Annotated in this window: 19 protein-coding genes and 5 pseudogenes; 10 read left to right on the forward strand and 14 right to left on the reverse strand. The window is 59.9% G+C overall.

The window, feature by feature from the left end:
- Window positions 1–53 precede the first annotated feature (53 nt).
- The 8 genes from Q4G32_RS13970 to Q4G32_RS10395 are packed head-to-tail and all read right to left on the reverse strand — an operon-like array spanning window position 54 to window position 7,733.
- Window positions 54–701 carry a CPBP family glutamic-type intramembrane protease gene (locus Q4G32_RS13970; RefSeq protein ID WP_368660390.1) on the reverse strand — a complete coding sequence of 216 codons (648 nt, stop codon included), beginning with the start codon at window positions 699–701 and terminating at the stop codon, window positions 54–56.
- Window positions 702–715: 14 nt separating this feature from the next.
- Window positions 716–1,537, reverse strand: a complete 822-nt coding sequence (locus Q4G32_RS10365; RefSeq protein WP_303351211.1) for a SagB/ThcOx family dehydrogenase — start codon at window positions 1,535–1,537, stop codon at window positions 716–718.
- An 11-nt stretch (window positions 1,538–1,548) separates the two neighbouring features.
- Window positions 1,549–2,871, reverse strand: a complete 1,323-nt coding sequence (locus Q4G32_RS10370) for a YcaO-like family protein (RefSeq protein ID WP_303351213.1) — start codon at window positions 2,869–2,871, stop codon at window positions 1,549–1,551.
- Window positions 2,864–3,871, reverse strand: a complete 1,008-nt coding sequence (locus tag Q4G32_RS10375; RefSeq protein WP_303351215.1) for a TOMM precursor leader peptide-binding protein — start codon at window positions 3,869–3,871, stop codon at window positions 2,864–2,866. Before Q4G32_RS10375 ends, Q4G32_RS10370 begins: the two co-directional genes overlap by 8 nt.
- Before the next feature lie 59 nt (window positions 3,872–3,930).
- On the reverse strand, window positions 3,931–5,196 hold the full coding sequence (locus Q4G32_RS10380) for a nucleotide disphospho-sugar-binding domain-containing protein (protein ID WP_368660387.1): 1,266 nt from the start codon (window positions 5,194–5,196) through the stop codon (window positions 3,931–3,933).
- Between the two features lie 35 nt (window positions 5,197–5,231).
- Entirely contained in the window at window positions 5,232–5,723 is a 492-nt protein-coding gene (locus Q4G32_RS13975) for an FdtA/QdtA family cupin domain-containing protein (RefSeq protein WP_368660388.1), read from the reverse strand.
- Entirely contained in the window at window positions 5,720–6,574 is an 855-nt protein-coding gene (locus Q4G32_RS10390) for a hypothetical protein (protein WP_303351219.1), read from the reverse strand. The genes Q4G32_RS13975 and Q4G32_RS10390 overlap by 4 nt, the downstream gene beginning before the upstream one ends.
- 16 nt (window positions 6,575–6,590) lie before the next feature.
- On the reverse strand, window positions 6,591–7,733 hold the full coding sequence (locus Q4G32_RS10395; RefSeq protein WP_303351221.1) for a DegT/DnrJ/EryC1/StrS family aminotransferase: 1,143 nt from the start codon (window positions 7,731–7,733) through the stop codon (window positions 6,591–6,593).
- 790 nt (window positions 7,734–8,523) lie between these two features.
- Here Q4G32_RS10395 and Q4G32_RS10400 point away from each other — a divergent pair.
- Window positions 8,524–9,170: pseudogene (locus Q4G32_RS10400) on the forward strand (ISL3 family transposase); the annotation flags it as partial.
- Between the two features lie 132 nt (window positions 9,171–9,302).
- Here the strand turns inward: Q4G32_RS10400 and Q4G32_RS10405 are convergent.
- Window positions 9,303–10,394 carry an IS110 family transposase gene (locus Q4G32_RS10405; RefSeq protein ID WP_303351223.1) on the reverse strand — a complete coding sequence of 364 codons (1,092 nt, stop codon included), beginning with the start codon at window positions 10,392–10,394 and terminating at the stop codon, window positions 9,303–9,305.
- Window positions 10,395–10,653: 259 nt separating this feature from the next.
- Between Q4G32_RS10405 and Q4G32_RS10410 the strand changes: the two are divergent.
- Window positions 10,654–11,546: pseudogene (locus tag Q4G32_RS10410) on the forward strand (DDE-type integrase/transposase/recombinase).
- Here the strand turns inward: Q4G32_RS10410 and Q4G32_RS10415 are convergent.
- A pseudogene (locus Q4G32_RS10415) lies at window positions 11,544–12,421 on the reverse strand (transposase); the annotation flags it as partial. The pseudogenes Q4G32_RS10410 and Q4G32_RS10415 sit on opposite strands and share 3 nt — an antisense overlap.
- Before the next feature lie 110 nt (window positions 12,422–12,531).
- A complete protein-coding gene (locus tag Q4G32_RS10420; protein ID WP_303351224.1) occupies window positions 12,532–12,909 on the reverse strand; it encodes a transposase in 378 nt (125 codons plus the stop codon).
- Window positions 12,910–14,328: 1,419 nt separating this feature from the next.
- Here Q4G32_RS10420 and Q4G32_RS10425 point away from each other — a divergent pair.
- From Q4G32_RS10425 to Q4G32_RS13985, 6 genes and pseudogenes are all read left to right on the forward strand, one after another.
- Entirely contained in the window at window positions 14,329–15,696 is a 1,368-nt protein-coding gene (locus Q4G32_RS10425) for a glycosyltransferase (RefSeq protein ID WP_303351225.1), read from the forward strand.
- A 38-nt stretch (window positions 15,697–15,734) separates the two neighbouring features.
- Window positions 15,735–16,262, forward strand: a complete 528-nt coding sequence (locus Q4G32_RS10430; RefSeq protein WP_303351227.1) for a PH domain-containing protein — start codon at window positions 15,735–15,737, stop codon at window positions 16,260–16,262.
- Between the two features lie 173 nt (window positions 16,263–16,435).
- A pseudogene (locus tag Q4G32_RS13980) lies at window positions 16,436–16,714 on the forward strand (PH domain-containing protein); the annotation flags it as partial.
- 66 nt (window positions 16,715–16,780) lie between these two features.
- Window positions 16,781–17,899 (forward strand): PH domain-containing protein, encoded by a 1,119-nt coding sequence (locus Q4G32_RS10435; protein WP_303351229.1) that lies wholly within the window; start codon window positions 16,781–16,783, stop codon window positions 17,897–17,899.
- Complete coding sequence (locus Q4G32_RS10440) at window positions 17,883–18,653, forward strand: class I SAM-dependent methyltransferase (RefSeq protein WP_303351231.1); 771 nt, start codon at window positions 17,883–17,885, stop codon at window positions 18,651–18,653. The genes Q4G32_RS10435 and Q4G32_RS10440 overlap by 17 nt, the downstream gene beginning before the upstream one ends.
- Window positions 18,654–18,756: 103 nt before the next feature.
- Window positions 18,757–19,437, forward strand: coding sequence for a class I SAM-dependent methyltransferase (locus Q4G32_RS13985; protein ID WP_368660391.1), 681 nt, complete (start codon window positions 18,757–18,759; stop codon window positions 19,435–19,437).
- Window positions 19,438–20,155: 718 nt separating this feature from the next.
- Here the strand turns inward: Q4G32_RS13985 and Q4G32_RS10445 are convergent.
- Window positions 20,156–21,295, reverse strand: a pseudogene (locus tag Q4G32_RS10445) (IS110 family transposase).
- Window positions 21,296–21,551: 256 nt separating this feature from the next.
- The gene (locus tag Q4G32_RS10450) at window positions 21,552–21,725 is read right to left on the reverse strand and encodes a hypothetical protein (protein WP_303351232.1); all 174 of its coding nucleotides are present in this window, start codon (window positions 21,723–21,725) and stop codon (window positions 21,552–21,554) included.
- A gap of 126 nt (window positions 21,726–21,851) precedes the next feature.
- Here Q4G32_RS10450 and Q4G32_RS10455 point away from each other — a divergent pair, with 126 nt between their 5' ends.
- Window positions 21,852–22,331: a DedA family protein gene (locus tag Q4G32_RS10455; RefSeq protein ID WP_303351234.1), complete on the forward strand. Its 480-nt coding sequence runs from the start codon at window positions 21,852–21,854 to the stop codon at window positions 22,329–22,331.
- Here Q4G32_RS10455 and Q4G32_RS10460 read toward each other — a convergent pair.
- Entirely contained in the window at window positions 22,310–23,272 is a 963-nt protein-coding gene (locus Q4G32_RS10460; RefSeq protein ID WP_441327496.1) for a tripartite tricarboxylate transporter substrate binding protein, read from the reverse strand. The two genes, Q4G32_RS10455 and Q4G32_RS10460, sit on opposite strands and share 22 nt — an antisense overlap.
- 257 nt (window positions 23,273–23,529) lie before the next feature.
- On the opposite strand from Q4G32_RS10460, the gene Q4G32_RS10465 reads away from it, so the two are divergent.
- Window positions 23,530–25,197: a GMC family oxidoreductase gene (locus tag Q4G32_RS10465; RefSeq protein WP_303351237.1), complete on the forward strand. Its 1,668-nt coding sequence runs from the start codon at window positions 23,530–23,532 to the stop codon at window positions 25,195–25,197.
- Window positions 25,198–25,250 lie beyond the last annotated feature (53 nt).

Here is a 25,250-nt window from a genome sequence, read left to right on the forward strand (position 1 = left end):
GTAGGTTCACGCTTGTTTGTCTCCGTGTCGTCTCACCTGCGTGAACCGTTTGCTCACCACTCGTCTGTGGGACGGCGTTGTACAAGGCGCGTGCCGGGTGAGGGGCGATATGTGTGCCGTCGCAGGCACATAAATGCGTTCCAGCTCACATGGAAAAAAACCGCTATGAGGAGGCCTAGAAGCCAAGTGGTAACGGCCATGAAGAGGGAAAAGATGGCGATGAAACCGAGGCCGCGACGACCATACCGCTCCAGGTGAATTGCGGTGAACCCCACCGTGATGATTATATGCGCCCACGGCATTGGGAGGCCGAGGTAAGCCAGGGATGAGATGCCCGCGCCGCGCCAGAGCACCTCCTCGGCACCTCCTCCAAGACAGAGCAGGAGGCGGCGCATACGTCGAGGCTCGTGGAATGACGCGTCGTCCTGTGGTAAGGCTGCAAGGATAGTCACTGCGGTAGCCAGTCCTGCGAAGATCAGTGGATTCATAGGGAAGATCGCTGGGGGTGGCCCGATCGTCGAGAACACAATTATCCCCGCCACCGTAGCTAGTAAGACAGTACCACCGGTATATAGAAGCTCAATCGTTGATCTGCTTAGCCGGCCTCGCATCAAGGGTGAACCTAGGGTGGAGGATATTCCACGCTCTGTGTAGACGATATGTGTGGCGCATGCGATCACGCCGATCCAAGCTGAGACCATGGGCGGGTTCACTATTAGGTTGCAGTACCTAGGACTACGGAGTGCAACGGGGCGCTGTCAACGCCGTCCAGCCCGGGAATTAGCGCAGTTACCGGGTCGTCGAAGAACCCACCCCAAATACGACACTGGAGTCCGGACGCCTCTGCTGCAAGTGCTATAGATTGCGCGAGGTGACCCGCCTCCAGGTAACAGAACCTGGCCCCCCGCTGCCCGTATTTGATCCGAGACCGGGCGAACATGGCCGTTATGACGATGATGATGCCAGCATCAGACACAAGGGCATCATCCCCGTAGGCGTTAACGATATCGTGTCTGTCGGCATGACCCAGATCAGCGAGGTCGTGCCTAAACGGATCGTAGTAGAGGCATCGTTCCGTGGGGAGCGGGTCAGCGCAGTTCAAAGTGAGGAAGAAGACATCCAGGGGGTAGAGCGCCCCGGCCGACGGAGTGGGTCGGAAGCCGACGATGCTTCCGGTGCGGTAAATAACACGGTAACTGTGATGCAGTACATTCGCCAAAGCCTGGACGGTGAGTGGTGAGCGACCGAATTCATCAGCGCTTTTCCTCCGTAGCACGATGTTTTGGAAGGTGTCCTGCGTGCGTAGGTCAGGTTCGGGTAAGGGAACGGATGGGCGCAGCGTGTACCGTCGACCAGCGCGCAGGGTCATCCTACGTAGCGCCTCCGACGACTGGAGGCGCTCCATGCCGGGCAGGTCAGTTCGGAGCGTCGCCTTGGAGATCTTGGAGGCCTCGAGGAAGCACTCTGATGCATCACTGTCTGAGGGGACACCGTCTGGGTAGACGACGTCCTCGAGGTTTGTGCTGTCGTACTGCATCGAGGGGCTCCTTATGGAAATGGATGGGGGATGGGGTTTAAATCTGTCGTGTTCCTATCACGGGGTGGTGCGGTTGGGTCGGATAAGCGTGGATGTCCGAGGTAACGATGTCGGTAGGAGACATCGAGTGGCTGGAGGTCGGGAGAATAGGCCCGGACGACATATCCACCCATCTCCCGGACGTCGGGTGAGGTCACATCCATCGAGTACAGATTTATGCCTTGTTCAGCAAGCCGTGATGCGATCTTTCGGACGGCGGTCCTAGAGGGCATATTCAGCCTGGGCAGCTCGTTGAGGGAACGGATATTAGGGTTGGCGTCAAGAAAGTCTAAATGTTGGTACATGTCCCAGCGAGAAAAGAGGTCAATGTGGTCTTCGAAGCTGAGGATGGCGTTGTCCCAATCGTCTCCAATGCGCTCGTCGGCACCTCGTCGACGACGCTGTTCGGCCCACGACCGGCTGCCAACTGCCTCGGTGATCGCCTTCATGCACGCTATCTCGGGTAGCAGTGCTGCTGATGCTCCGACACCAATAGGCCCAGGTTCGTCATTACCGGGCCTGGCGATGCAAGCCACGACGGGTAAACCGGTGAAACTGCTCAAGTCCATCACATGGACCCGCAATCCCGTGGGTTCAAGATGCTGTTCCGTGAATCGTGCAAGCCGTATATCGGACTGTAGGTCGATTCGGGGCATGGAGAGGCGGTGGTACCACGTGAGCATGAATGCATCGCGCTCTACCAGTTCCATCATGGCGGACACGAGTGCGCGGTAGGGATCTGTCCCGAAGGCAAGACCGTTCGATGTCGGAGTGTGGATCCGTGGTGCATCGGGGATGACCCGCAGGAAAGCGAGTTGCGCTGGGATGAGGACACGGCGGCCAGTTGCGACCTCGGCAGTCTCCAGCCAAGGCGTCCTGGTGTCAGCGTCCAGTTGCGTGAGGCCGAAGCCATCTCTGCCTAGCTGTGCGTCGGTAAAGAAGCGGATGCGGTCAGGGTCCAGATGTACAAGACCGGCAGCGCTGAGGCTCCGAGCGCTGCCGTGGATAAACCGGCTGGGCTCGAGCCATGCCGCACTGTACCGCTCTAAGGCTTCACCCGTCGCGGCCCCCAACGCCTTGGAACGACTCGTTCCCTCGCCTCCGCTGTCACGTGTTACGGCGGTTCCGATGAGCGCTTCAGGTCGACTGATCTTCGCGCCCGCAGAGATGATGTGTAGGTCGGACACGTCGTGGAGCCGGAAATAGGTCTTCTGGACTATACCCACCAGGTGGGATCGGTAAGCCTGAAGCTGCGCTGGCCCCAACCCGTCGGTGTGCACTGTCTCGTCATCCATCGCTCTCCTCCGCCGGTGCTGGGAACCAGATCTGAGGTGATCCTGTACCTCTCGCGGGGGAACAGGATGGGCAGCGTGGAACGCGCAATACCTTGTGCGTCGTGACGGATAACTCCGCGCGAGTGGTGGTCAGGGCGAAGAGTATTCCAGGTGCCGATGTCGCGCCGTCAAACGCGTCAACCGCGAAGTCGAGGACTATCTGCGAGATCATCCCTACGGTAAACCTGTGACTGAACGAGTTGGCACTGGAGGCTGGGCCTCGCGTCAGGAGCGTAGCCTTCTCCAGGTCCTTGGACACGGCGTCGTCTGGAAAGTTTGAAGTACGTCGTAGGGAATAGCACATAGCGCAGGCCGTTGTTCCGGGTACGATCATGGGTCCGACAAGTGCCCGGGCCCCGTCGGATGGTTGAACTAGAAGCCATGGTGTTCCATCGTCCAGCTCGAGGCGTGCCATGTTGAACTGATCTATGCTGCGGGCGTAGTCGCCCTCGGACACGACAATTATGAGGTCCGCCTTAGTTTGGGACTGTGTCGTGCTTGAACTGACATAAACCCCGAGGTTTTCGACGGCCTCCAGAATAGCCGCACTCACTGCTCCGTGTCCGACGACGGCTACTCTGGTTCGTCCGAGGAGGCTAACGTATTCTTCCAACGAGAGGGTGCGCGAGGCGCGTCGGCGCATGTCGAAGTAGGTGTCTAGCGCCCTCGTCGCTTGCTCGTCCGAAGGGTGTCTCACAGCGAAGCCGAGCGTCTCGAGCGCTTTCATAAGCTCAGCTGCGACAGATGCCTCTGGCGTATCGAGTTGTCCTGGGAGCTCGACCTTACCCGTAGCCTGACGGAAGAGCTTTGCGGCAACATCGACGACGGTGGAATTTATAATTCGGTGAATGGTGAGGCCATTCTCGAGAAGCAGCGCGCGGGTCTCGGTTAGCCGAACACTGAGAGAAGGGTCCAGTAACCAGACTGTGTCGTCGGGGTCCGTTGTGCGTGAAGTTGACATACGAGTCCTCCTTTGGATCGGGCGCGATCGGGGTGATGAGAGGCTAATCCTCGCACTCATTAGTGCAGATGGGGGAGCTCAATCATGCGTTCCAGTTTGGGCACTAGGCTATGAGGTGGTGGTATGCGTTCAAGGTGCTCCTGGAGACGGTGGGCGGCAGCCCTGTGCGATGGATTCGTCAGCAGAGTGTTTACGCGGTCTTCGATAGCGCTTGCGGTGAGGTCCTGTGCATGAACAGCGAGCGCCGCTCCTGTCGCCACCATGTCCTCCGCCACGCGCGACCCGCCCCACATGTCGAGGCCGTCTCCCACGTACAGTTGTGGCAGACCATGCTTCACCACGGTGCCAAGAGTGTTGATGCCGAAGTGGCTTATAACGACCGCACAGTGGCGCAGGATGAGGTCAAGGGGCAGGTATTCGTACACATGCACATTTCCAGGTATATGGATTCCTTGTAGCTGGTCTGCGTTGAGGGTAGCTACGACGTCGATATCGAGTCGGCTCAGACCCGTTAGGATCGCCTGCAGGTGTGGGGACGGGAGACCATACGCTCGCGAAGAGTAACCGAGTGTCACGCAGACGACTGGGCGTTTTGACGAGAGAAGCCAATCAGTGTCGATTACGCCGCAAGCATTCATGGGGATGAACCGACAGGGAAGATGCAGGCCGTGGTTGACTCTCCTTGCAAGGGGAGGAGGTAGGGGGTCGATAGTTGCCATGCCGAACAGAAGCTCGTGAAAGGCACCTTCCCCGTCGGGCACTTCAACACCGGGCGCGAACCTTGATCGCAACCATCGGGACAGTGGGTTTTCCTGAGTAAGGCCGTGTCTTTGATGACTCTCCACCATGGCCGCGAAATAGTCTGGCCCGAAAAGCGTCCGGACGTGGGGAAGATTAAGCGTCTGAGCCACGACAGGCCCGGTATAGGTGAGCGCGTCCCAGATGATCATGTCCGGTCGCCATGCTTGGGCGAAAGCCAGTGTGTCGGCAAGCATCTGGTCGTCTGCCAGTTGGCCCGATATGAACTGACCATAGATGGTCAAAGCAGTCTGTGTGTACGCGGGAGTTAGGACTTGGGGATCACTCTCGGCGATGTCCGCGGGTGCGTGGCGTCCGGGCAAGGGGCCGCCGCGCTCAACATAGCTGTTGAGCTCCAGAGGGTGTCCTACTTCAATCCCGGTGAGACCAAGTGATCGCACCTCCGGCATAATGTCCGATTGGCTGGCTATGCAGACCTCGTGCCCGGCAGTGCGCAGGGCCCACGCGGCAGGAGCCTGTAGCTGCAGATGTGGCAGTGAGGCGAATGTCGTGAACATGAATCGCATTACTGGAGCCTCCTAGGGCGGGCAAGCCAGTTAACTTAGGTTGCACTGCGTCCTATTGCTGCTGTTGCCAGGCGGAACTCATCGTATGAGCTGATGTAGTCATCAGGGTCGTACGGTAGCGAGGCGAGTACTGCGCAAATCGAGCCAGGAGAGGAGGAATGTAGACGCCGCCATACCAACGGTCCGACTTTGAGGGCATGCTTGCGTGAGTTGAGCAGGAAGCTCTCTTTCCGACTTCCGTCATCAAGTTCCACGGTCATGGATCCATGGAGACAGAGGATCAATTGGTGAAGCCTCCGATGCGCATGGTTCCCACGCTCAACATCCTCACGCTCCGTGTAAAGGAAGTAGACACGTTGCAAGTCGAAGTCAGGGTCCTGGCTGAGCCCATCTGGAACGACTACAATGCATCCACGTTCGTCGAGGATTTCACCGACGTCAATGATTGACCATGGGTGCTGAACCGTTAGATCGCGCGTGACGCGTTCAGCTGTTGTAGGGGGTTCCGGCACTTGTGGTGACGTCATCGGGTCCCCTGCTCATCCTCTGGATCTGCAACCTCTGCTGTCGCTGCTCGGCCTTTGCCTGGCAGGTTGGTCCGTGAGTAGAGCTCCTTGGCAAACTCGTAGGCGTCGGACCAACCGCTACGAATCAGCTGCGAGGCGGGTCTCGGGCGGCGACCCAGGGCATGGAGGAGGGTATCGTTTGTTTCGATAGCCTCCGGTCCGGTGGAGAAGTCCATGTATTGCGCACGTTGGATGGCCAACGCTCTGCTGGTGCCCATCCGCTCAACCGCGATCACCATCTGCTCCAGGTCCATTGCCACATAGTGGAACGGTTTACCTGCCTCATTGCTTACGACGCGGGTAAGCTCACCGGGCGTCAGAGCTTCGGACCCGGTGAGTTCGTACGTCTTGGATCGACGTTCGGGGTCCATGGCTACCAGTGGAATCAGCTCAAGTACGTCGCGGAAGTCCAGCCATGGCACCGGCATCTCACGCCATGAGGCAAAGATTGACTCGTTGAGCGCGGTACGGATGGAGCCGAGGAACTCTTGGGCAAGCGGCACGCAGCGCATGATGACCCACGACGCGGTCGTTGTAGAGATAACTTGCTCCTCAGCGGCCAGGAACTCCCTCTCTGTTTGTGTCGGGTGCTCGCTCCGACTTCCAGTCGTCAAGATGACGACGAGGTCGTCCTTCGGTAGGTGTGCCAGCTGGTCGCGTATCGGATCGGTCAAGGGCACCAACACATCCACGACGTGCACCTGGACCTCACCCGTGTCGGGGCCAGCCTTCTTCTCGCCTGCGAGGAACCTATCCTTCAATCCATCAGTCCACTCCAAGGAAGGGCGGAGGGAATGCCAGATAATGGTCACTGAGTGCACCTTTCACTTACTGACTCAATCGTACGATCTCATGGGATGTGGCGGTGAGGGCTTTGATGACCTCATCTATCTCGGTGCCGTTTAGGTATGGCCCCACGGGCAGCGTGAACGTAGAGTCAAGGAGCTGCTGAGCGAGGCGGGTTGTCTGATGAAGCCTCCAGCGCCCGGCGTAGAACGGCATAGCTCCGACCGCTCTGGGGTAATGCTCGCCTGTCTGCACCCCTCTGGAGTGCAGACAACCGCGTACAAGTGGTTTGTGCTGGGTGGTTACGGGGAAGTGGTGCCAGACAGGTACTCCAGGGGTGTCTGCCCGTGGCGCACTCAACCCATCCAGGTTTTTCAGTGCCTCGGAGTAACGACGCGCTATCGCCGCACGTCGGGTGTTCCAAGACTGCAGGTGGGGGAGCTTGACGTTGAGGGCCGCGGCTTGCAGCTCGCCTAGGCGTGAGTTTTCGCCGTGCATTTCGATATTGTTTTTGTCCCTTCCCCCGTACTGTCGAAGCTTCTGGACTGTCTCACGCACCCGTGCATCGTTCGTCACGATTGCGCCGCCGTCACCCATAGCACCTAGGTTTTTCGTTGGATAGAAGCTGTAAGCGCGTAGCAAGTCGGGGTGCCCTTCCTCCTCGGTCACCAGACCATGAGACTGTGCGCAGTCTTCGATTACCCGTAATCCCTTGCGCTCGGCAAGTTCACGAAGGGGGCGAATGTCCACAGAATGGCCAAAGAGATGTACCGGCACAACGGCACGTGTGCGTGGGGTGCACGCTTCCTCACATGCTATGACCCCCATTAGATACGAGCTGATTGTGTACTCCTCGGTATCGCCGTCGCTGCCAACCGGCACAGGGGTGGCCCCGACGGAGTTCACAGCGAGCCAGGTGGCGACGAAGGTTATGGCGGGGACTAGTACCTCATCGCCTGGGCCCACGCCTGCTGCAATTAGCGCCAGCTTGAGTGCGTCGGTCCCGGATCCGACCGTAATGCAGTATTTCGCACCAATCTCGGTGGCGAAGCGTTCTTCAAACTCCCGCTCTTCTGGGCCGTTGAGGAAGACGCCTGATTCGATCACCTTAAGGGCTCGCTGACGTAGGGCGGGGGTGACACCGAGCCGATCATGTAGAACGCCTGCGTCGAACATCGGAATCATCTATTCCTCCTCACAAGGTGATAAAGGGAGAGGTCATAGCGTCAGGTTCATAGAGCAAGTATGTGACAGCCACAGACCGATGCCGCCCGCGCCAGCAGGTGACGGATAAATCGATTCATTTGTGTAGTACACACTGTAGACTCGTCTCGGGGCGTTGAATGACGACACTCCGGAAGGTGTCAAACTGTTGTGAGTCATTGACGGACGGTATCTAGATTGATACCAACGACAGCTGCTGGTTTTGGTGTGCGGGGTTGTGCCCGGAACCGGTCCTGGTGCTCGTCGTAGTAGCGCTGCAAGGCCTGGTTGCGGATCTGCCATGCCTGGCGCCAGAAACCATCACCGACTTGGGCCGGTGAGAACAACGCGATACCGGAGTGTTTGTGCTCGGTGTTGTACTACAGAACGTAGCGCTCGATGTAAGACCTGGCATGTTCAAGATCGTGGAAGATCCGAGGATAACCGGGCTGGTACTTCATGGGTCTAGGCCGACTCATCGAGTTTGGGGGTGGAGTTGGGGTCTGAATCCTCCAATTTCGAGGAGGCAGCGTGTGATGTAGTTGGTCAGGTTGCGGAACTCGAGGGCTGAGCCGCGGAGGTGTTCTAGCTGTGATGTCCAGAGAGGTTGTCCCGACTCGCGACTGTGAGTTCGGCTGACAGGTGAAGAGGCTCTTCGCGATTGAGGGTGTACAGCCTGGCTCTGTGAGTGCGTCTGTGTCGTTGCCCGGGTAGACGTCGAGGCCTCCCTGAAGATGGAAGTTCCTACACTCTCTATTCGGAAGACCTCGACATGGACAAGCCTAGCTTCACGAGCCCTGATCTCGACGCGTTCTGCCTCCTCGACAACCTCAACCTGACCATCACAGGGCAAGCGGTCGATACCGATCAACCAATCCTGGAATGCCGAACCACCACCGACAGTCCGGTCTCCTGGTGTCGGGACTGCGGGGCGGAAGGCATCCGGCGCGGGACCGCGGTGCGCAGGCTCGTCCACGTCCCACTGGGTTGGCGCCCCACGCTCCTGCACGTGCGCCGCTACCGGTGTCCGTCCTGCGTGCGTGTCTGGCGCGAAGACCTCACCCCAGTCGCTGCACCACGAGCGAAACTGTCGCGGCCAGCCGTGCTGTGGGCGCTAAAATGCCTCGTGATCGACAGGATGTCCATCAGCCGTATCGCCGCGGGGCTCAGTGCGGCGTGGCACACCGTCAACACCGCGATCCTCGCCGCCGGCCAGCAACTGCTGATCGATGATCCCAACAGGTTCGAGGGTGTCACCGTCCTGGGAGTCGATGAGCATGTGTGGCGGCATACCCCGTTCGGCAGCAAGTAGTCACCGTCATGATCAATCTCACCCCGATCCGCGACAAGACAGGCCCTTCCCGCCTGCTCGACATCGTCGAGGGACGTTCGAAGAAGGTGTTCAAGACCTGGCTGGCTACCTGTGATGTCCAGGGAAGTTGTCCCGACTCGCGATTGTGAGTTCGGCTGACAGGTGAAGGCCCCCGGTTGTGAAGTGGAGCTGTCTAGTTCAACGCTTCACCGACCGGAGGCCTTCGTGTATCTCCTATGTCAAGCGGCTTGGGGAATGCAAGTCGTTAAGGTGGGTTTCAAGGTGATCGGGGTATCCCTGATGGCTTGGGCATGAGCTCGGGTAAGGGCGCGCCAGATACGTCGAGCGATCGCGTTCTTCACGCAACGCAGGGCTTCCATCACGGTCTTACCCTGTCCACGCAGACGTTCGTAATACTCCTTACCCGGCCCCTGAAGACGGACCTGAGTGATCGCGATACGGTGGATCGCGCAGTTCAACTGCCTATTCCCACCCCTGTTCAACCGAACTCTTCCCTCGGTCTTGCCTGACCAGACCGGGATCGGGGCACAACCGGCGTACATCGCGAACTTCGACTCTGTAGAGAACCGTTTGATCCCAGCGCTCTCAGCAATAATCTTCGCCGCCGAGAGCTGCGCGCATCCAGGGATGTCCAGCAACACCGGCTCCACCTGACTCACCATGACCCGCAGCCGCGTATCAAGCTGCCTGATCGCTAGACACAGCCGTTGCAGATCGGCCAGGACCATACCCGCGATTTCGGCAACGATCCCATCGCTGGCCTCGATCACTGCCCACACCCGTGCCTGAGCAGGCCGATGAATCAGCGCACGTGGGGCAGGGTCAAGCTCGGGATCAAGCTCATGCACATGCCAGCGCAGACGATTGATCACCCGAGTCCGTTCCGCGACCAGGTCTTCACGACGTGCCAGGACCAGCTTGATCTCCCGCGCCGGCTCATCAGTGAACGCGATCGGTAGATCTTCTTCTCTGGCCATCGCTCGGGCAACCGAGAGCGCATCAATCGGATCGGACTTACCCCGAGTCCGGACCGCAGCGCGTTGACGGGCCATCAGCTTCGTCGGCACCCTCAGCACCGGCTCACCGTGGGCCAGGAGGTCGCGTTCAACAAGACCGGTGAGGTGGCGACAGTCCTCCACCCCCCACCGGCGGTCCTGGTCGATGAAGGACTTCTTGGCCCAGCGGTAAGCCTTCTCGTGACCGCTGTGAGTCGCTCGGACAGTGATCTGTCCGATCTGTTTGCCTGCCGCATCAACGGCGACGAAGGTATGCGAGTTCTTGTGGACGTCAGCGCCGATCAGTACCACCATGGTGGTTGCCTCCCTTGAATTCGAGTGGGGGTTTAACGGTCGGGCCGGTCGGTGGACAAACCTCAGTGGGGCAGCTGCACGCTCCTATCAAGTCACGCCGACCGGTCCTTCCCACCCTGTGACGGCAATACGCATGCAAGCCAACTCAACGAACAGCGGCACCCAGCCTAGGAGCCAGTCACCAGGTGAAAAGGAATCCAACCACCACGACACCCGCGGCACCAACAAGCCTCACACTGAGTCCCACGCTAACGCGACCCTGACCCCACGTACCCGTTTGCGGCTGGCAAAACTGATCGTCGAGGACGACTGGGCCTATGCCGCCGCGGCCAAGATGTTCATGGTCGCGCCTCGAACCGCGAAGAAGTGGGCCGACCGTTACCGCGACGAGGGCCCGGCCGGCATGGCCGACCGCAGCTCACGGCCCAGCACCAGCCCCAACCGCACCTGCCCAGCGATGGTCCGCAAGATCGTGCGACTGCGGTGGCGCCACCGTCTGGGACCGGTCCAGATCACCGGCCGACTGGGCATCGCCGCCGCTACGAACACGACCATCCCGGCTCGATGATGCACATCGACGTGACCAAGTTCGGCAACATCCCCGACGGTGGCGGCTGGCGCTACGTCGGCAAACAGCAGGGGCTACGCAATCGCGCAGCTACAGATACCGATCGACGCAAAGACCCGGTGCCCGGCCCCCGTCTGGGCACCGCGTTTGTGCACACCGTCATCGACGACCACTCCCGGGTGGCATACGCCGAGATCCACGCCGACGAGAAAGCCGCCACGGCCATCGGGGTCCTCGAGCGCGCGGTGGCATGGTTCACCGACCGGGGCGTCACCGGCGAACGAGTGCTCTCCGACAACGGATCCGCCTACAGGTCCCACGCCTGGCGTGATGCCTGCACCGACCTGGGAATTGTCCACAAACGCACCCGCCCGTACCGGCCCCAGACCAACGGCAAGATCGAACGCTTCCACCGCACTCTGGCCGACGGCTGGGCCTACGCCCGGTTCTACGAGAGCACCGATACCCGCAACAAGCGGCTACCGCAGTGGCTTCACTTCTACAAGCACCATCGAGCCCACTCCGCCCTCGGAGGCCGGCCACCGGTCACCCGACTGACCAACCTCCCTGGACATCACACCTAGCTGACCGTTGAGTGCTTCAGTGGAGTCGGTCCTGGTGCCAGGCCGGTCGAAGAGCACCAGAGAGTCGGCGGCGCGTCACTTCAGCGTCCTTCCAAGCTTGCGGATCTCGACCAACTCGGCTGGGACCCCGCTGGCGATGGAGTCGATCAAGCACGTCAGCAGCCAGCGGCCCAGTATTTTAGTCGTCGGCACGGTAGGCCCGCGCCAGACGCATGGTAGATGCCCCAGGTTGCTTCGACCTAGATGTGCTCGTCATGGTTGAACACGGCGGTGAGTCGGTCGGCTTGTTTGTCGGTGAGCAGATCAGCACCGGTCAGCAGAGTCCGGCGGGCTTGACAGAGCGGGTCCCGGGACGGCCGCGGTGGCCGAGAGTGGCTTGCTGAACCAGCTGGCGACATTTCTCCACCGCGTCCCCTGCAAGCTTCACCACATGGAAGGGGTCCATCACCGCTGTTGCAGTCGGCTGCTCTTCAGCGGCGGCGGTTTTGAAGCCGGTGAACCCGTCCATCGGCACTGTCTCGACCCGGTCGCGCCACGTCTTGGGCCTGGCCGCGAGCCAGGTTTTGAACACTTGTTTCGAGCGGCCCTCGATCATGTCCAGCAGCCGCGCTGATGTCTGGCGCCACACCAAACCGCCCCCGCACCAGCAGCCCCGTCGACCGCCACCCCAACGGCTCATGCGCTAACTCACGAGTCACCGTGTCACGGGGCCTGCCCGGGCAGCCACATTGGCGGCACCAGTCCTCGGGTGTCACACAGCCTGGCAGTCCAACACAGACCGCTATGCGGGTCTGCTGGCCGGTGACTTCCAGCCCGAGTTCCTCGAGGTAACAGAAGGTCTTCAGGTCAGGGGAAGTGAAGGTAGCGTTGGACACGTCGACGTCTTCCGGATGGGCCGTGTAGGAACTTCCGTCCTCAGGGGAACCTCGACCCATTCCAAGCCACCGCCGACCAAACCCCGACTACACTCTCAATTGCGACACTCCTACAGTTCGCCGTCAAGCTGTGAGCGTTTCCTGTCGAGGATGGAGTATGTGAACGATGAGGGGTAGAGCTGCCGAACGAGGTAACGCTTGAGGCGGCGGATGATCTCCATCTTCTTCTTGCATTCGGTGGTTTGCGCGGCGTAGTCGCGGGTCTCTTGGTCGTAGCGTAGGTGCACGATGAGGACGTGGTAGAGCGCAGAGTTCGCTTGCCGATCACCGGCGCGATTCAATCGGTGGCGGTTCGTTTTTCCGGACCAGGCGGGGATCCGGCAGGACCCGGTGATTGCTGCGAACGCGGCTTCGGAGCGCAATTGTTCGGGGTTGTCGCCGGCGGTGATCAGCAGTTGGGCGGCGGTGTCGCGTCCGATGCCGAACACGCCCATCAGTGAGGGAGCATGGTCCTCCAATAGCCGCTGCATATGCCCGGCGAGATCTTCGATCTGCTCGGTAGGTGTCTGTCAGCTCCGAGCCAGCAGACGCAAGCTGTATGCCGTCGCTTCGTCCGCAGTCACGGGTGCTGTGGTGGGCCGTGTCTCGGCTAACACGGCGATCACCTTCGTGTTTGACACTCCCCCGTACCGTGCACGCAGTTGCTCGGTACGGTGACGAGCATGCCCTTGATCTGAGTGATCATCGCCGCCCTGGCCGATAATGCCGAGGACCTGGACGTGCGGAGCAGCCGCAGTGACTCGACGAAGACCCTCGCCGCCCTTTGGCGCTGCGGTAGCACGTCCGGAAGGCGCCGCCTCAGCGGCCGAGTAGGCATCGAAGAATCGGGCTTGCCCCGAAGTCTGCGATCGAACCGGTTGACCTCGACCACCGCTATTCCCCCGTCCCGGACGACGCGTGTCACCCCTGCCCCATATGAGCCGGTGCACTCGATTCCCACGCATACCAGCCCGTTCCACGACCCCAGGAAACTGCAACACCGCCCGATAGCCAGCTGCCGTGGTTGGCACCTGGACGTCTGTGAGACGGCGATCTGCCGTGTCGATCATCGCGATGTGATGGGTGGCGGCGTGTGTGTTGATCCCGCCGTAAACCTCGATTTGTTTGTTGTTGACCGTGGAACTGCGCCCTTCTGTGTTGATGGGTGTGCGGTCCGGCAGGACGTCAGTCAGGTCACTATCGGGGACTGGCCAGACTCCTATCAGGATATGGCGGCCCGCAGGGCTGCATTTCAAGAAAGTGAGCCGAGCTGACTGACACGTCGCAGACAGGGCAGCAACCAAGCGGTGGCGCCGGAAGAGCCGTGGGTCAGACCCGCCCACCAGACCATCGTGTGCCCGCTGGGTCGGAGCAGCCACATCCTTCAAAGAGTCAGACCATTCGATCCACAAGATCCATAGTGAAGAGCCGAAAAGGCCCGTTGGCTACAGCCATCGATGACGTCGGTCACAGCCATAAGCTGCGCTCGCCTCGCCAGCGGCTGCTGGCGGCCTACAAGGCCACGCTTAGGCCTGCCTAGATCACCGAGACCCACCAGGAGCTGACCTGACTCGCGGGCTGCAAGGCCCGGCGCTTGGAGCAGTCGATCATCTGGAAAGCTCCCGACCCCGCCGGCCTCAAAACCCGCGCTGCCTAGCCACTGGTTTCCCAGGGAAAAGTATGTGTGATACCACGTTGACATGGTCGCGGATGGAGACGCCGTACGCCTGGGGTGTCGGTATGAATAACTACGACTTAGGGGACGTTGCGCCTCGGAGCAATGGTGCTGCGCCAACAGCGATGGTAGAGTGCGAATGGTTAGGTTCCTGGGAGAAAATGCGGTAAATGAAGGGCTGGAGGCGCAGGTGATGAAGGTATTGTTTACATCTTTCGGAGCAAGCACACATTTGAGCCTGCTCATGCCATTGGCGCACGCATTTACGCATGCTGGGCATCGGGTTTGTATTGCTAGTCACGCCGATGCGGTGCCTTTTCTCCAAAGGGCAGGACTTCCCTACGTAATCGTCTCCCCGAAATGGGATAAGAGCGCACTGGAGCAGACGGCAGGCGAGTATTCGCAGGGGCCGCGAGTGCCACCCGAGATTGAGACGAGCGCACCGGGCCGATCCTTTATAGATTTCGATGATTCTGAGACCTCGGGGCAGATCGCCGCTAAGCTTGCGGTCCTCGCTTTCTTCGTCTCAGGTTATATGACGGATGACGCGTTCACGGCGCGGATTTGCGACTTCGCGCGGAGCTGGGATGCAGACTTGGTCGTGTGGGACTCGTTGACCTACGCGGGCTCTGTTGCGGCTGAGATCGCCGGCGCGACGAGCGTTCGAAGTCTTTTTGGCATCGATCAAGCCTCGAGTCTTCGGCGTCGGTACCAGGAACTTGGTGGGTCGGGAGACCCTCTGTCGAGTTGGTTGGCCGGGCAGGTGAAGCACCATGGCGGGCGGGTGCTCGATTTAGCGACCGAATCGGACAGGCTCGCATACGGGGATCTCACCGTGAACCCGATGCCGGATGGAGTTCATACACCCCCCGATCACGCGAGGATCGATATCGCTAACCCAGGATTCTTCTCCAGTCCCATGCCGAGTGGCTCCTGGCTGGAGTCAAGGCATAAGGGCGGGCGACCTCGTGTCTGCGTCACCATAGGTCTGTCATCTCGAGAGCATAACCTGAAGATCCCCCCGATTGGGGTGCTTATGGACGCGCTGCGGGATCTCGACCTCGATGTCTTAGTAACACTCAATGAGGCTGAAGCGCGTAAGGCAGGGTTTTTCCGTGAAGGCTTCTCGTACACGGAAACGGTGAGCTTCGATGGACTGTTTCCTAGTATTGATCTTGTCATTCATCATTTCGGAACTGGGACATTACTCGCGGCGTACCGCAGCGGGGTACCACAGATACATTTCGAAGCGCCCGTAGATTACTGGGGTGAGCGTCTCCTCTCTCGTCGACTGCATCAGACCGGCCACGTATGGACGATCGATCACGGTGCTCTGTCACGGGAGGAGATGAGGGACCTAATCGTGGCCGCGCTCGCGGATCGTTCGGCTCGGGAGCGGGCTTTTGCTAGCCGTGATTCCTACATGGCGCGTCGATCTCCTTCGGTGGCCGTTCGCGACATCGTCGCCTTCGTTGAGTCGGGCGAACTAATAACGGGGTCCGCTGGGTGGGGCGCTGCGGACGACCCGACCCAGGTGCGGCTCGGGGAGGAAACACTATGACTAGTGACGATTATGGCGTTCGAGGAAGTAAATCGTCCGTGACCGCCGATGTCACGGGAGGGTCTGTGATCGGTGGCGGGGTGCTCGTACCTCGTGAACCTGCACTGCGTGTGGAGCGACGAGTGATCGCCCGATGGATGATTGGCGCGCTCCTCCGCTGGGGGCTCGTCTTCGCCGTGCTTGCAGGAGTTGCCGCGTTCTGGAATCCGTCTCGAGTGTGGCTGGCAGCGCCGATGCTCGTGATTGCCGCCCTCTTGCTGGTTACTTGCCTAATCGAGCCATTCTGGCGATATCACGTCCATCGGTGGGAGATTGGTGACAACGCTACCTACACCGTGACTGGGTGGCTCCGCGTTGAGTGGCGAGCCTCTCCAATCTCCCGGATTCAGACAGTGGACGCTATTCGTGGTCCTATTGACCAGATGCTGGGCCTGTCGACGCTTCGAATTACGACGGCGTCCTCCTACGGGGCTGTCAACGTTGTTGGGCTTGACGAGAAGACTGCTCGTGAGGCGGCAGAGCGGCTTGCGAGCCTCGCCGAAGTGACTCCAGGAGACGCGACGTGAAGGAGAGCGCGGTGGAACATCGCGGCGTTGTCACACGGGATCAAGTCGAGTGGCAACGCCTGAGCCGGCGGGTTATTTGGATCGACGTCGTTGTTGGTTTTATCTTTGCGATCCCGGGATTTATAGCCCTCACCGCTGAGCCTTCGACCGGTGCATTTTGGATGTTGTCATTGATGGCAGCGCTCGGGCTCCTGGCGGCGGTAGGTGACGCAATCCGGTGGGCGACCACGCGATACCGAGTGACAGAAACAGAAGTTCAGCGCCGAAGCGGCCTATTCGTACGGCGCTCGCGTAGCGTTCAAAGGGACCGAATCCGTAGCGTTGACACGTACGCTCGTTTGCGGCATCGCCTCGGCAGGATGCGGGTCGTTACGGTCGGAGCGGGACAGCAGGCGACTGCAGGCGAGGCTGCGTTTGAGCTAAACGCGTTATCGCGAGCCGATGCCTTACGGTTAAGGCAGGAGTTGCTACGGCCCGTCGAATTTCGTCGAGATGTACCCGAAGCCCGCGAGTCTTCCATGTCGGAAGACGTGGTGTCTGGGGAGAGTCCCGTTTGCGATAATCCGGACCAACTTGGAAGGGAGTCCGGTCCCAGCGGCTTTGCCGACGTCGATCGTGAGCATGAGGACATATTGGAGACTTTCCGGTGGCACTGGGTGCTCTACAATATGTTCAGCTTTTGGACTGTTGTTATGACGGCCGGAGTCCTGTGGATCGGATATGGGATCCTGTCCACCTTTGGACTGGACTTGTTCGGCATGGCGGTTGATGTTATTAGCAAGAGCGGTCGGCACCCGTTAGTGCTCACCGTGGCCGGGCTCGCGGTAGCGATGGTGCTGGGTTCTTTATTCCTCGCTATCAGTTTCATCTTGGAGAATGGGAACTTTCGGCTGGCCCGAGTGCAGGATGGTGGTCCACCACATCTGAGGACCCAACGTGGTCTGCTGAGCACACGTGAAGTTAACCGAGATGAGACGCGTATGCGCGGCATCTCCATTGACGAACCGTTGATGTTCCGGTGGATGGGCATGGCGGATACACACGTACTGACCACGGGCCTCAGTCTGGACTCCTTCACCGAGGCGACGGCGCTAGTTCCTCGGGGGCCGATTTCTGTGGCCCGCCGGGTCGCCCGTGAGGTCGTCGGTGATGCCATAGACGCTAGCCTCCGGCTTGCTCGCCACCCGCGCGCGGCTCTGTTGCGTCGCCTGAATTGGGCGACACTTATCGTGATTGGCGTCATAGCCTCGCTACTTGTTCCCGTGATTAGTGGGGTGCTCCCGTTGTGGACTATCTGGGCTGCTGTGGCTTTGTGGCCGGTGACGCTGATTGGTGCAGTAATCGCCTACCGCGCACTCGGATACCGCGTGTACGGAGACTATGTAATCGCGCGATCTGGGCTCGCGAGCCGCTCCACGGCTGTTCTGAGACGTGATTCGATTAGTACTGTGGCTGTTCGCCAATCACTTCTTCAGCGCTGGTTGGGGCTCAGTACGGTGTCGTTTATGACCGCTGCGGGCTGGGGAGAATACGACGTTGAAGATATCGATGCCGCGGAGGCCTTCACACTTGCGGATGAGGCTGCACCGGGCGTCATGACTCCTTTCCTGGAGCGAAGCAATGCAGCACGGACGTGATAGGCCTGGGCGTCCTCACTCATGGTGGATAAAACGAATTTCACCAGAATTGGCGGCCCGCGACAGGTACGAGCAGCGTAACTCTGCGGCATTCGTTCAAGCAGCCTTCAAGGATATTCAGTGCCGAGTAGATGTCGGCTTGGCCTCAACTGTTGTGGACATTGGTTGCGGCGAGGGAGGGCTGTTGCGCCAGCTTCGCCAGGTTGGATGGGGTAGTCGACATGTGGGTATCGACCCCAACGCGCCAACTGCCCCAAGCAACGGTGTGGAGTTCATCGTCGCCTATGCGGATGATGTGGTTGACTGGTTGGCGGAGATCACTGACGATGTCACCGTGCTTTCCACTCTCAGCCTCGGCCTCTGGCCCGATCCTGCCCACACCCTAGTTGCGATCATGGGTGCTGGGCCCAACGTGAAAGGTCTTTTCATTTCTGACTTAGTACGCCCGATGAGTCAGGCTGCTATAGATACATGGCTGTCATTTGCTCATGACCCAATCGAGCGCGAATATCTTGAGGATCAAGCTGAGATTCTCTTGACACCTAAGCGCTGGGTGCAGCTAGTATCAAGTTTACGATCGACCTACTCGGATCTAGAAGTTCAGTTGACCTCATTTGATGTACGTATGGCTGGTGTTCAGGCTCGTAGTTGGGACCCTATGCATACTGAGGATATGGCTGATTTTCTCAGCAATGTAGGTGTACCGACAGGGTTGACGGTCTATTTTTCGCGACTCGACAAAAATTGCTCGTAAACGGGTAAGATTAACAGGCCCTTGCTGGCGCTGTCAGAGGGAAAGGCACAAGATCATGGTCTCATATTCCGGTGATTTCGTCTGGTTGTATGACTTCATACATATGGCGCGAGGGAAAAATTACAACCGCGAAGCAGCAGAGGTACTCGGGGCAGTCGAGAGCGGGTGGTCTCCTCGGTCGATTTTAGATGTTGCCTGTGGGACTGGGCACCACTTAGCGGCGATGCAGGGCCAGGCGGGACTCGTCAGTTCGGATGTCGTTGGCATTGACTTGTCCGTTGATATGTGCAACAAAGCTCGGGCACTCCACGAGGGTATTGAGTTCCAGTGTGAGGACATGCGAAGTCTAAGGCTCGAAAGGTCGTTTGACCTCGTTACGTGCCTGTTCAGCTCAATCGGACACATGGAGACGACGTCCGAGCTCATCGAAGCCATGACTACACTCGGTCGTCATGTGGCACCCGGCGGGTTCTGCGTGGTTGACCCGTGGTGGTCTCCTGAAAATTTCATTGACGGATACATAGACTCCTTTACTGGCACCTATGAGAACTTTACCGTAACCCGTGTCTCTCATTCCTCGCGTAGAGGACGCCGGGCAGTGGTAGCAGTAGACTATCTCGTCACCTCGCCAACGAGCGGGACGCGGCATTTGAACGAGAGACACGAGATTTCCCTATTTACCCAGGATGAGTACGTATCGTCGTTCGAAGCGGCTGGCATGACAGTTCTCTACCATCCTGAGGCCCTGTCGCCTCGGGGCCTTTACGTTGGAACCCGCCGTTAAGTGAACGCTTAGGAGCTGCGCCAAGGGAAATATTCAGTGGTTACGATTGATGTAAAGTACGACGATGGGGTTTCCTGCAACAGCTGTTGCAGGAAACCCCATCGTCTCGGCAGCGTTACTATAATCGCTGCCGCAAGGGATCGTTCCCTAGGTATTGATGGTACAGTCACCACAGAAGCAGCTGCTTGAGCAATAAGCAGCGATCGGCTCGAAGTAGTTGATCTCGTTTCCGTGGGTGGTGATTTCGATGGTCATGCTTTTCGGTGCTTCCATGAGTATCGCATCCAATCCAGCTGTTCGGTTGTGGTCTGGTCATCGTCGAGAGGGTCGACGTACGTCACGATAGCAAAGGTGCTCCGTACATACCAGGATTGAGAGGGATTTATCTGCACTGGTTGCCAGGAAGCCTTGATGCCTGTCGCACGAGACGGCGTATGAGCCTGGGTGCTTACCGAAAGTGCAAACGGTTAGTTGACCGGCTCTTCCTAGTTGAGGATGTAACCGTGGTATGAATGGGGCGGCACGCCGTGCTGGGGTGAGTGTCGAGGTCTTCCGACGACGGGATTTCTCACACCGTCCATCCGAAAGACCTCGACATGGTCCACGCTACCTTCACCCTCGTTGATCTCGACTCGTTCTGCCGACTTGATGAGCTCGGTCTCACCGTCACGTGCCTCTATGGTTTTCGTCAAGCGGCCAGGGCCACCGGTGACGGGGTCTAAAGCTCGGTGGGGTCTTGGCAGAGGGTGCCGTTGCGAACCATCGCGTAGAGGACGTCGGTCCGGCAGCGGGCCAGGGCGATGATTGCCTGGTTGTGGCGTTTGCCCTGGGCCCGTTTCCGGTCGTAGTAGGCCCTCGAGGGACCGTGGTTGAGTGAGGCGAAGGCCGAGAGGAACAGCGCCCGCTTCAGTTTCTTGTTCCCGCCTCTCGGGGCATGTTTGCCACGGATCGATGTTCCCGACCGTCCCGTGGCGGGGGCGGTTCCGGCATAGGAGGCCAGGTGCCCAGCATCTTGAAAGTCCTTCCCGTCGACCTCGGTGAGGATCCTTGCGGCGGTCCTGACGCCGACGCCGGGCATCGAGGTCAGGACCGGGGAAAGAGGGTGAGCCTCCACGAGGGCCTCGACCTGGGTCGCCACCTGCGCCCGCTGAGCGGCGAGGGCAGCCAGCTGCCCGGCCAGGATCGGGATCACGGTGGCAGCGGCCTCGGTGTCGGCGACCACCACGGTCTGCTGCCCCAGGACGGTGAAAATTTCCTCGGTGAGGGCCTCGGCCAACCGCGGTGCGTGTTTCTTCAGCCTCGCCCGCAGATGCCCGCGCCCGGCGACCTGCAGCTTCCCCGGGGTCGGACAGCGACTGAGCAGGTCGGCCACCGCTGGGTGCCTCCCCCGCGGCCCCAGGACCCGCTCCAGTGCCGGGTGGATCTGGGTGAGTGTGCCTTGAAATCGTTTCGAGGTCGCGGTGATCTGGGCGGCGAGGTCATCATCGAACCCGGCCAGCGCTCCCAGCTCGGCGATCTGTTCCTCGTCCACCCGGATGTCGCGCAGGGTGTGCGGCATCGTGCGGGCTGCCTCGGCGATAATCAGCGCATCGCCAACCCGGGCAGGTACGCCACGTGTGCGTCGTTGGTGGCTTCGGCGACGGTCACCGGCAGCGCCCCGATGGTGGCCGGCTGGTCCACGACCATCAGCACCGGCCCGTGCTCGGTGGCCAGCTGCTCGAGGATGGCCCCCAGCCGGGCCTCGTCGTTGGGCCTTGTCCTAGACCGTGTTCCCGTCCGCTGTCACCGCCATCGCGTGGTGGTCGGATTTGCTGACGTCGAGACCGACGAACACCGCCGGCAGTGGTTGCTCCGCCATGGACTCATCCCCTTCTACTGCACCGGCATCTGCACATGCTGGCCGGCCGGGAGGTGGTCACGCTCGGCATCCACGTTACCAGCTCCCTCGAGAAGAAGGTCGCGCCTCTATCAGCAATCCGTGACCACCGGACCGGTCCTCGGTGACAACACCCCCGGATCATGGGTGACTGGGGGCAAACGATCACGCCGAGGACCGGCCGGTCAGCACCCTTCCATCCTGCTGGACGGACGAGCTGGAAAGAAGGTAACGGGGATTAGTCGCGCTCGCGATTCTGGGCCGCTGGCACCACCAGCATCAGGATGAACACAATGCTGACCACAATCAGCATGGACCAGGCAGGAGCCCGCATTGCACCTGTGGTCAGACCCGCCAGCAGGGCCACCATGAGCGCGGCCGTGAATCGAACCCACCAGCTGTTGCGCTGCATTCATCCTCCCGCTCCGTCGTCGACGCTGCCGCACCACAGCGCCACTGCCAACCACCGTACGCAAGGCGGCGCGTGCGCACACACTCCGTCACCAACCTGTCCGCGCGCAGCGCTTAAAATTGTGGGGTGCTCGCCTGGATCGAATCGCTGCCCCTGCTGTGGGCGGTGCTGTTTTTCTGGATGGTGGGCATTGTGCGCACGTCAATCGTATTCGGCCTGGGCCGGGCAGCGGCAGAGGGTTCCCGGCGCAGTGTCCGTTGGGTGCAGCGCATCATTGAATCTCCGGTGTACCTGCGTGCTGCGGCTTTTGTGAACCGCTGGGGTGTGTTGGCCGTCCCGGTGTGCTTTTTGACCATCGGCTTTCAGACCGCGGTCATCTTGACCACAGCCATCACCCGGATGCCGCTCATGCGCTGGATTCCAGCCATGTTGGTCGGCACGTTGATCTGGGGTTGCATCTACGGCACGGTGGGCATGGCTGTGGTGTACGCCTGGATGGCAAACCCGCTGGTCACGGCCGGAATCATCCTGCTGTTGGCAGCTGCTGTTTACCTGGTTCACCGCATTACCGGGCGGTCACGTGCTCACATGCCCATCTCTTCGTAGAGGGTGGCAATTCGTTCGCGTTCGTCTTTGAGGAACTGTTCAAACTCATCACCGTCCATGTACGCCTCTGCCCAGGAATTACGCTGCACGGCGTCCTGCCACTCGGGGGTGGCAATGGTCTCCTGGACCAAGTCGGTCAGATTGGCCCGCTCTTCTTCCGTGATCCCGGGGGGAGCCACGATGGCGCGCCAGTTGGCCAGGTCAACGTCATAACCCTGTTCAGTCAGCGTTGGAATCTCCTCAACGCCCTCCATGCGCTCCGGGGCGGCAACACCCAGAGCTTTGAGGCGCCCGGCGTCGATCTGATCGGAGACGTCCCGGTAGCCAGAGGTTGCTGCCTGCGCGGTTCCGGTGATCAGAGCCTGGGTGGCTTCACCGCCACCTGAGTTGGGCAGGTAGGCGATGTTGGAGGGGTCCAAACCCGCTGCCAATGCGAACTCGGAGACCACCAACTGGTCAAAGGAACCACCGCCCGTCCACACAATGGAACGTGGATCTTCCTGCCAAGCCGACACCAGATCATCCAGGGTGTCGTAGGGGGAATTGGCGGGCACCACAACGACGTCGTACTCCTCCACCACACGTGCAATCGGGGTGACGTCGTCGTGAGAAACCGGGGCGCCCAACTGCTCCACACCTGCCACCAGCCCGGTGCCGGTGACCATGATGTTGGACGCGTTGCCCTCCATGGTGGACAAACGCCCCAGCCCAATGGTCCCGGCGGCACCGGGCACGTTCACCACCTGTACGTTGCCCACCAGATTGTTGGTGGTGTCTGCTTGCTGCATCTCGCGCATGAAGGTGTCCCAGCCGCCCCCCGGTCCGGCGGGGGCAATGAAGGTCATGTTGGCCCGAATGTCCTCACCTTCATCTGCAGCCTGAATGGAGAATGCAGTGGCCACACCCACAATGGCCACAGCGCAGATCGCCCAGGCGGTCATCAACAGCGGGCGGCGTTTCTTGGGTGCAGATTCAGCCGGAACCTCCGCGGAGGCGGAATCAGGCTGACTGTGGGGTGTGGTGCTCAAGGGTGCGTTCCTTAAGAGGGTCGGACGGTCATACAGCGTCGTATGACTCAGCTCACATGCAGAGTCACTTTACGTGATTACTCGCCCAGATGACGCGAGGTGCACGCAGAGAACACTGCGGAGCACGCAACACCAAGGTTTTGAAAGTGATGCAGGTCACCATTGGGTATATGGATCAGGTATCCGGAGTTTCCCGTCAAGATCAGGCTCATGGTGGTGGGCAGACCTTCAACCACGGTGCTGCGCGTTCGTTCATTGTTGTGGGCGCAGGCACAGCGGGCTGCATTGTGGCTCGTCGCCTGGTGGAGGCTGGTCACACCGTGACGGTTTATGAGGCCGGACCGTATGACGACAATCCGGCCATTCACCAAATATCTCGCTTGGGCGAGCTTTGGCATTCTGCAGAAGATTGGGATTACTTCACGGTGCCGCAGGAGCATTCCAACGGGCGTGTAATCCACTGGCCCAGGGGGCGTGTGACGGGCGGTTCTCACGCGCTGAACGCGGCCATCTGGGTACGTGGCGCGGCAGAGGATTATGACTCCTGGGCCAAGGATGGTTGCTCCGGCTGGTCCTGGATGGATGTTGAGCCTTGGTTCAAGGCATTGGAAGATTTTGTGCCGGGTGATGACCACGCGATTGCGGCTACCCGCGGTCAAGGGGGCCCAATACCAGTCCGCCAGGACTACCCTTTGAATCCCGTTTTCAAGTCCATCATCCAGGCCGCGGGTGAAGTGGGGGTGGCCTACAACCCGGATTACAACAGCGGCGAGTTGGACGGGATTTCCCAACAGCAAATCAACGTGCGCGCTGGTCGCCGGTTCAACACGTGGATGGCCATGCTCAAGTCCATTGCTGATCACCCCAGGTTGAGGGTGGTGACTGGAGCAGTCATCCAACGGTTGGTTTGGGACGGAAACAACGCGGTGGGCGTGCAGTTTGCTCCTTTGGACACACCTGATGCAGAAGGCACGGTTGATCGAGCCGATGAAGTCATCCTGTGCGCGGGCGCCATTGACACACCCAAGATCTTGCTACGTTCAGGTGTAGGACCAGCTCACGATCTCAAGTCGCTGGGTATTCCTGTGGTGGCAGATCTTCCGGTTGGGGAGAATCTCCACGATCATCTGTTGGCTCCGGTCATAGCAGAGACCACGGGGCGTGAGATTCCACATCCGGATACGGATTGGTCCGTCACCCAGACGCATTTGTTCTGGCGATCAGAGCCGGATTTACCGCTCCCAGACACTCAGCCGATTCACTTCAGCGTGCCCATGTACGACGACGGCATGGAGGGACCAGCTGATGGATTCACTCTTCATGCTGGCCTGGTCAGGCCATATTCTCGCGGGACCCTGAAGCTGACGGGCGCGCGGGTGACCGACCCCGTGGAGCTGGACCCTAATATCTTCTCCGATTCGCGTGACCTTGATGCTTTGCATGCTTCCTTACGTCAAGCACGCGCCATGGTGGCTGCTCCGGCTCTGGCCGCAGATTGGGGAGCAGTGGAAATCTATCCCGGTGCGGAGGTGCAGAGTGCGGAGTCCGAGAGGGAGTACATCAAACGTTGGGTGACCACATATCACCATCAGGTTGGTACGTGCCGTATGGGCACGGAAGACCAGGCTGTTGTAGATCCGCAGACTTTGAATGTTTGGGGATTGCGCGGTGTGCGAGTCATGGACGCTTCCGTCATGCCCACGGTGCCAACCGGTAACACGAATGCATCAACTGCCATGATCGCAGCCAAGGGCGTGGCAGCTTTGCTGGCCGAATCATCTGTGGGTGCCGAAGTTCCTGGGGTGGGATTGGAGAATGGTGAAGGCAATCCTTTGTAACCCGCTGCGGACGCTCCTGTACGTTTGACGGTGCCGGAGACGTCGCTAGGAGT

This window comes from Kocuria sp. (assembly GCF_030538595.1).
In the GTDB taxonomy this organism is placed as follows: domain Bacteria; phylum Actinomycetota; class Actinomycetes; order Actinomycetales; family Micrococcaceae; genus Kocuria.

Bases quoted from the DNA above. Each gene is read 5' to 3' on its own strand.
- Q4G32_RS10465 (WP_303351237.1), top strand. From the start codon at position 23,530: ATGGATCAGGTATCCGGAGTTTCCCGTCAAGATCAGGCTCATGGTGGT.
- Q4G32_RS10375 (WP_303351215.1), bottom strand. From the start codon at position 3,871: ATGTCAACTTCACGCACAACGGACCCCGACGACACAGTCTGGTTACTG.
- Q4G32_RS10380 (WP_368660387.1), bottom strand. From the start codon at position 5,196: ATGCGATTCATGTTCACGACATTCGCCTCACTGCCACATCTGCAGCTA.
- Q4G32_RS13985 (WP_368660391.1), top strand. From the start codon at position 18,757: ATGGCGCGAGGGAAAAATTACAACCGCGAAGCAGCAGAGGTACTCGGG.
- Q4G32_RS10365 (WP_303351211.1), bottom strand. From the start codon at position 1,537: ATGCAGTACGACAGCACAAACCTCGAGGACGTCGTCTACCCAGACGGT.
- Q4G32_RS10460 (WP_441327496.1), bottom strand. From the start codon at position 23,272: ATGACCGCCTGGGCGATCTGCGCTGTGGCCATTGTGGGTGTGGCCACT.
- Q4G32_RS10435 (WP_303351229.1), top strand. From the start codon at position 16,781: ATGTCGGAAGACGTGGTGTCTGGGGAGAGTCCCGTTTGCGATAATCCG.
- Q4G32_RS10370 (WP_303351213.1), bottom strand. From the start codon at position 2,871: ATGGATGACGAGACAGTGCACACCGACGGGTTGGGGCCAGCGCAGCTT.
- Q4G32_RS10425 (WP_303351225.1), top strand. From the start codon at position 14,329: ATGAAGGTATTGTTTACATCTTTCGGAGCAAGCACACATTTGAGCCTG.
- Q4G32_RS13970 (WP_368660390.1), bottom strand. From the start codon at position 701: ATGGTCTCAGCTTGGATCGGCGTGATCGCATGCGCCACACATATCGTC.
- Q4G32_RS13975 (WP_368660388.1), bottom strand. From the start codon at position 5,723: ATGACGTCACCACAAGTGCCGGAACCCCCTACAACAGCTGAACGCGTC.
- Q4G32_RS10440 (WP_303351231.1), top strand. From the start codon at position 17,883: ATGCAGCACGGACGTGATAGGCCTGGGCGTCCTCACTCATGGTGGATA.
- Q4G32_RS10395 (WP_303351221.1), bottom strand. From the start codon at position 7,733: ATGATTCCGATGTTCGACGCAGGCGTTCTACATGATCGGCTCGGTGTC.
- Q4G32_RS10450 (WP_303351232.1), bottom strand. From the start codon at position 21,725: ATGCAGCGCAACAGCTGGTGGGTTCGATTCACGGCCGCGCTCATGGTG.
- Q4G32_RS10405 (WP_303351223.1), bottom strand. From the start codon at position 10,394: ATGGTGGTACTGATCGGCGCTGACGTCCACAAGAACTCGCATACCTTC.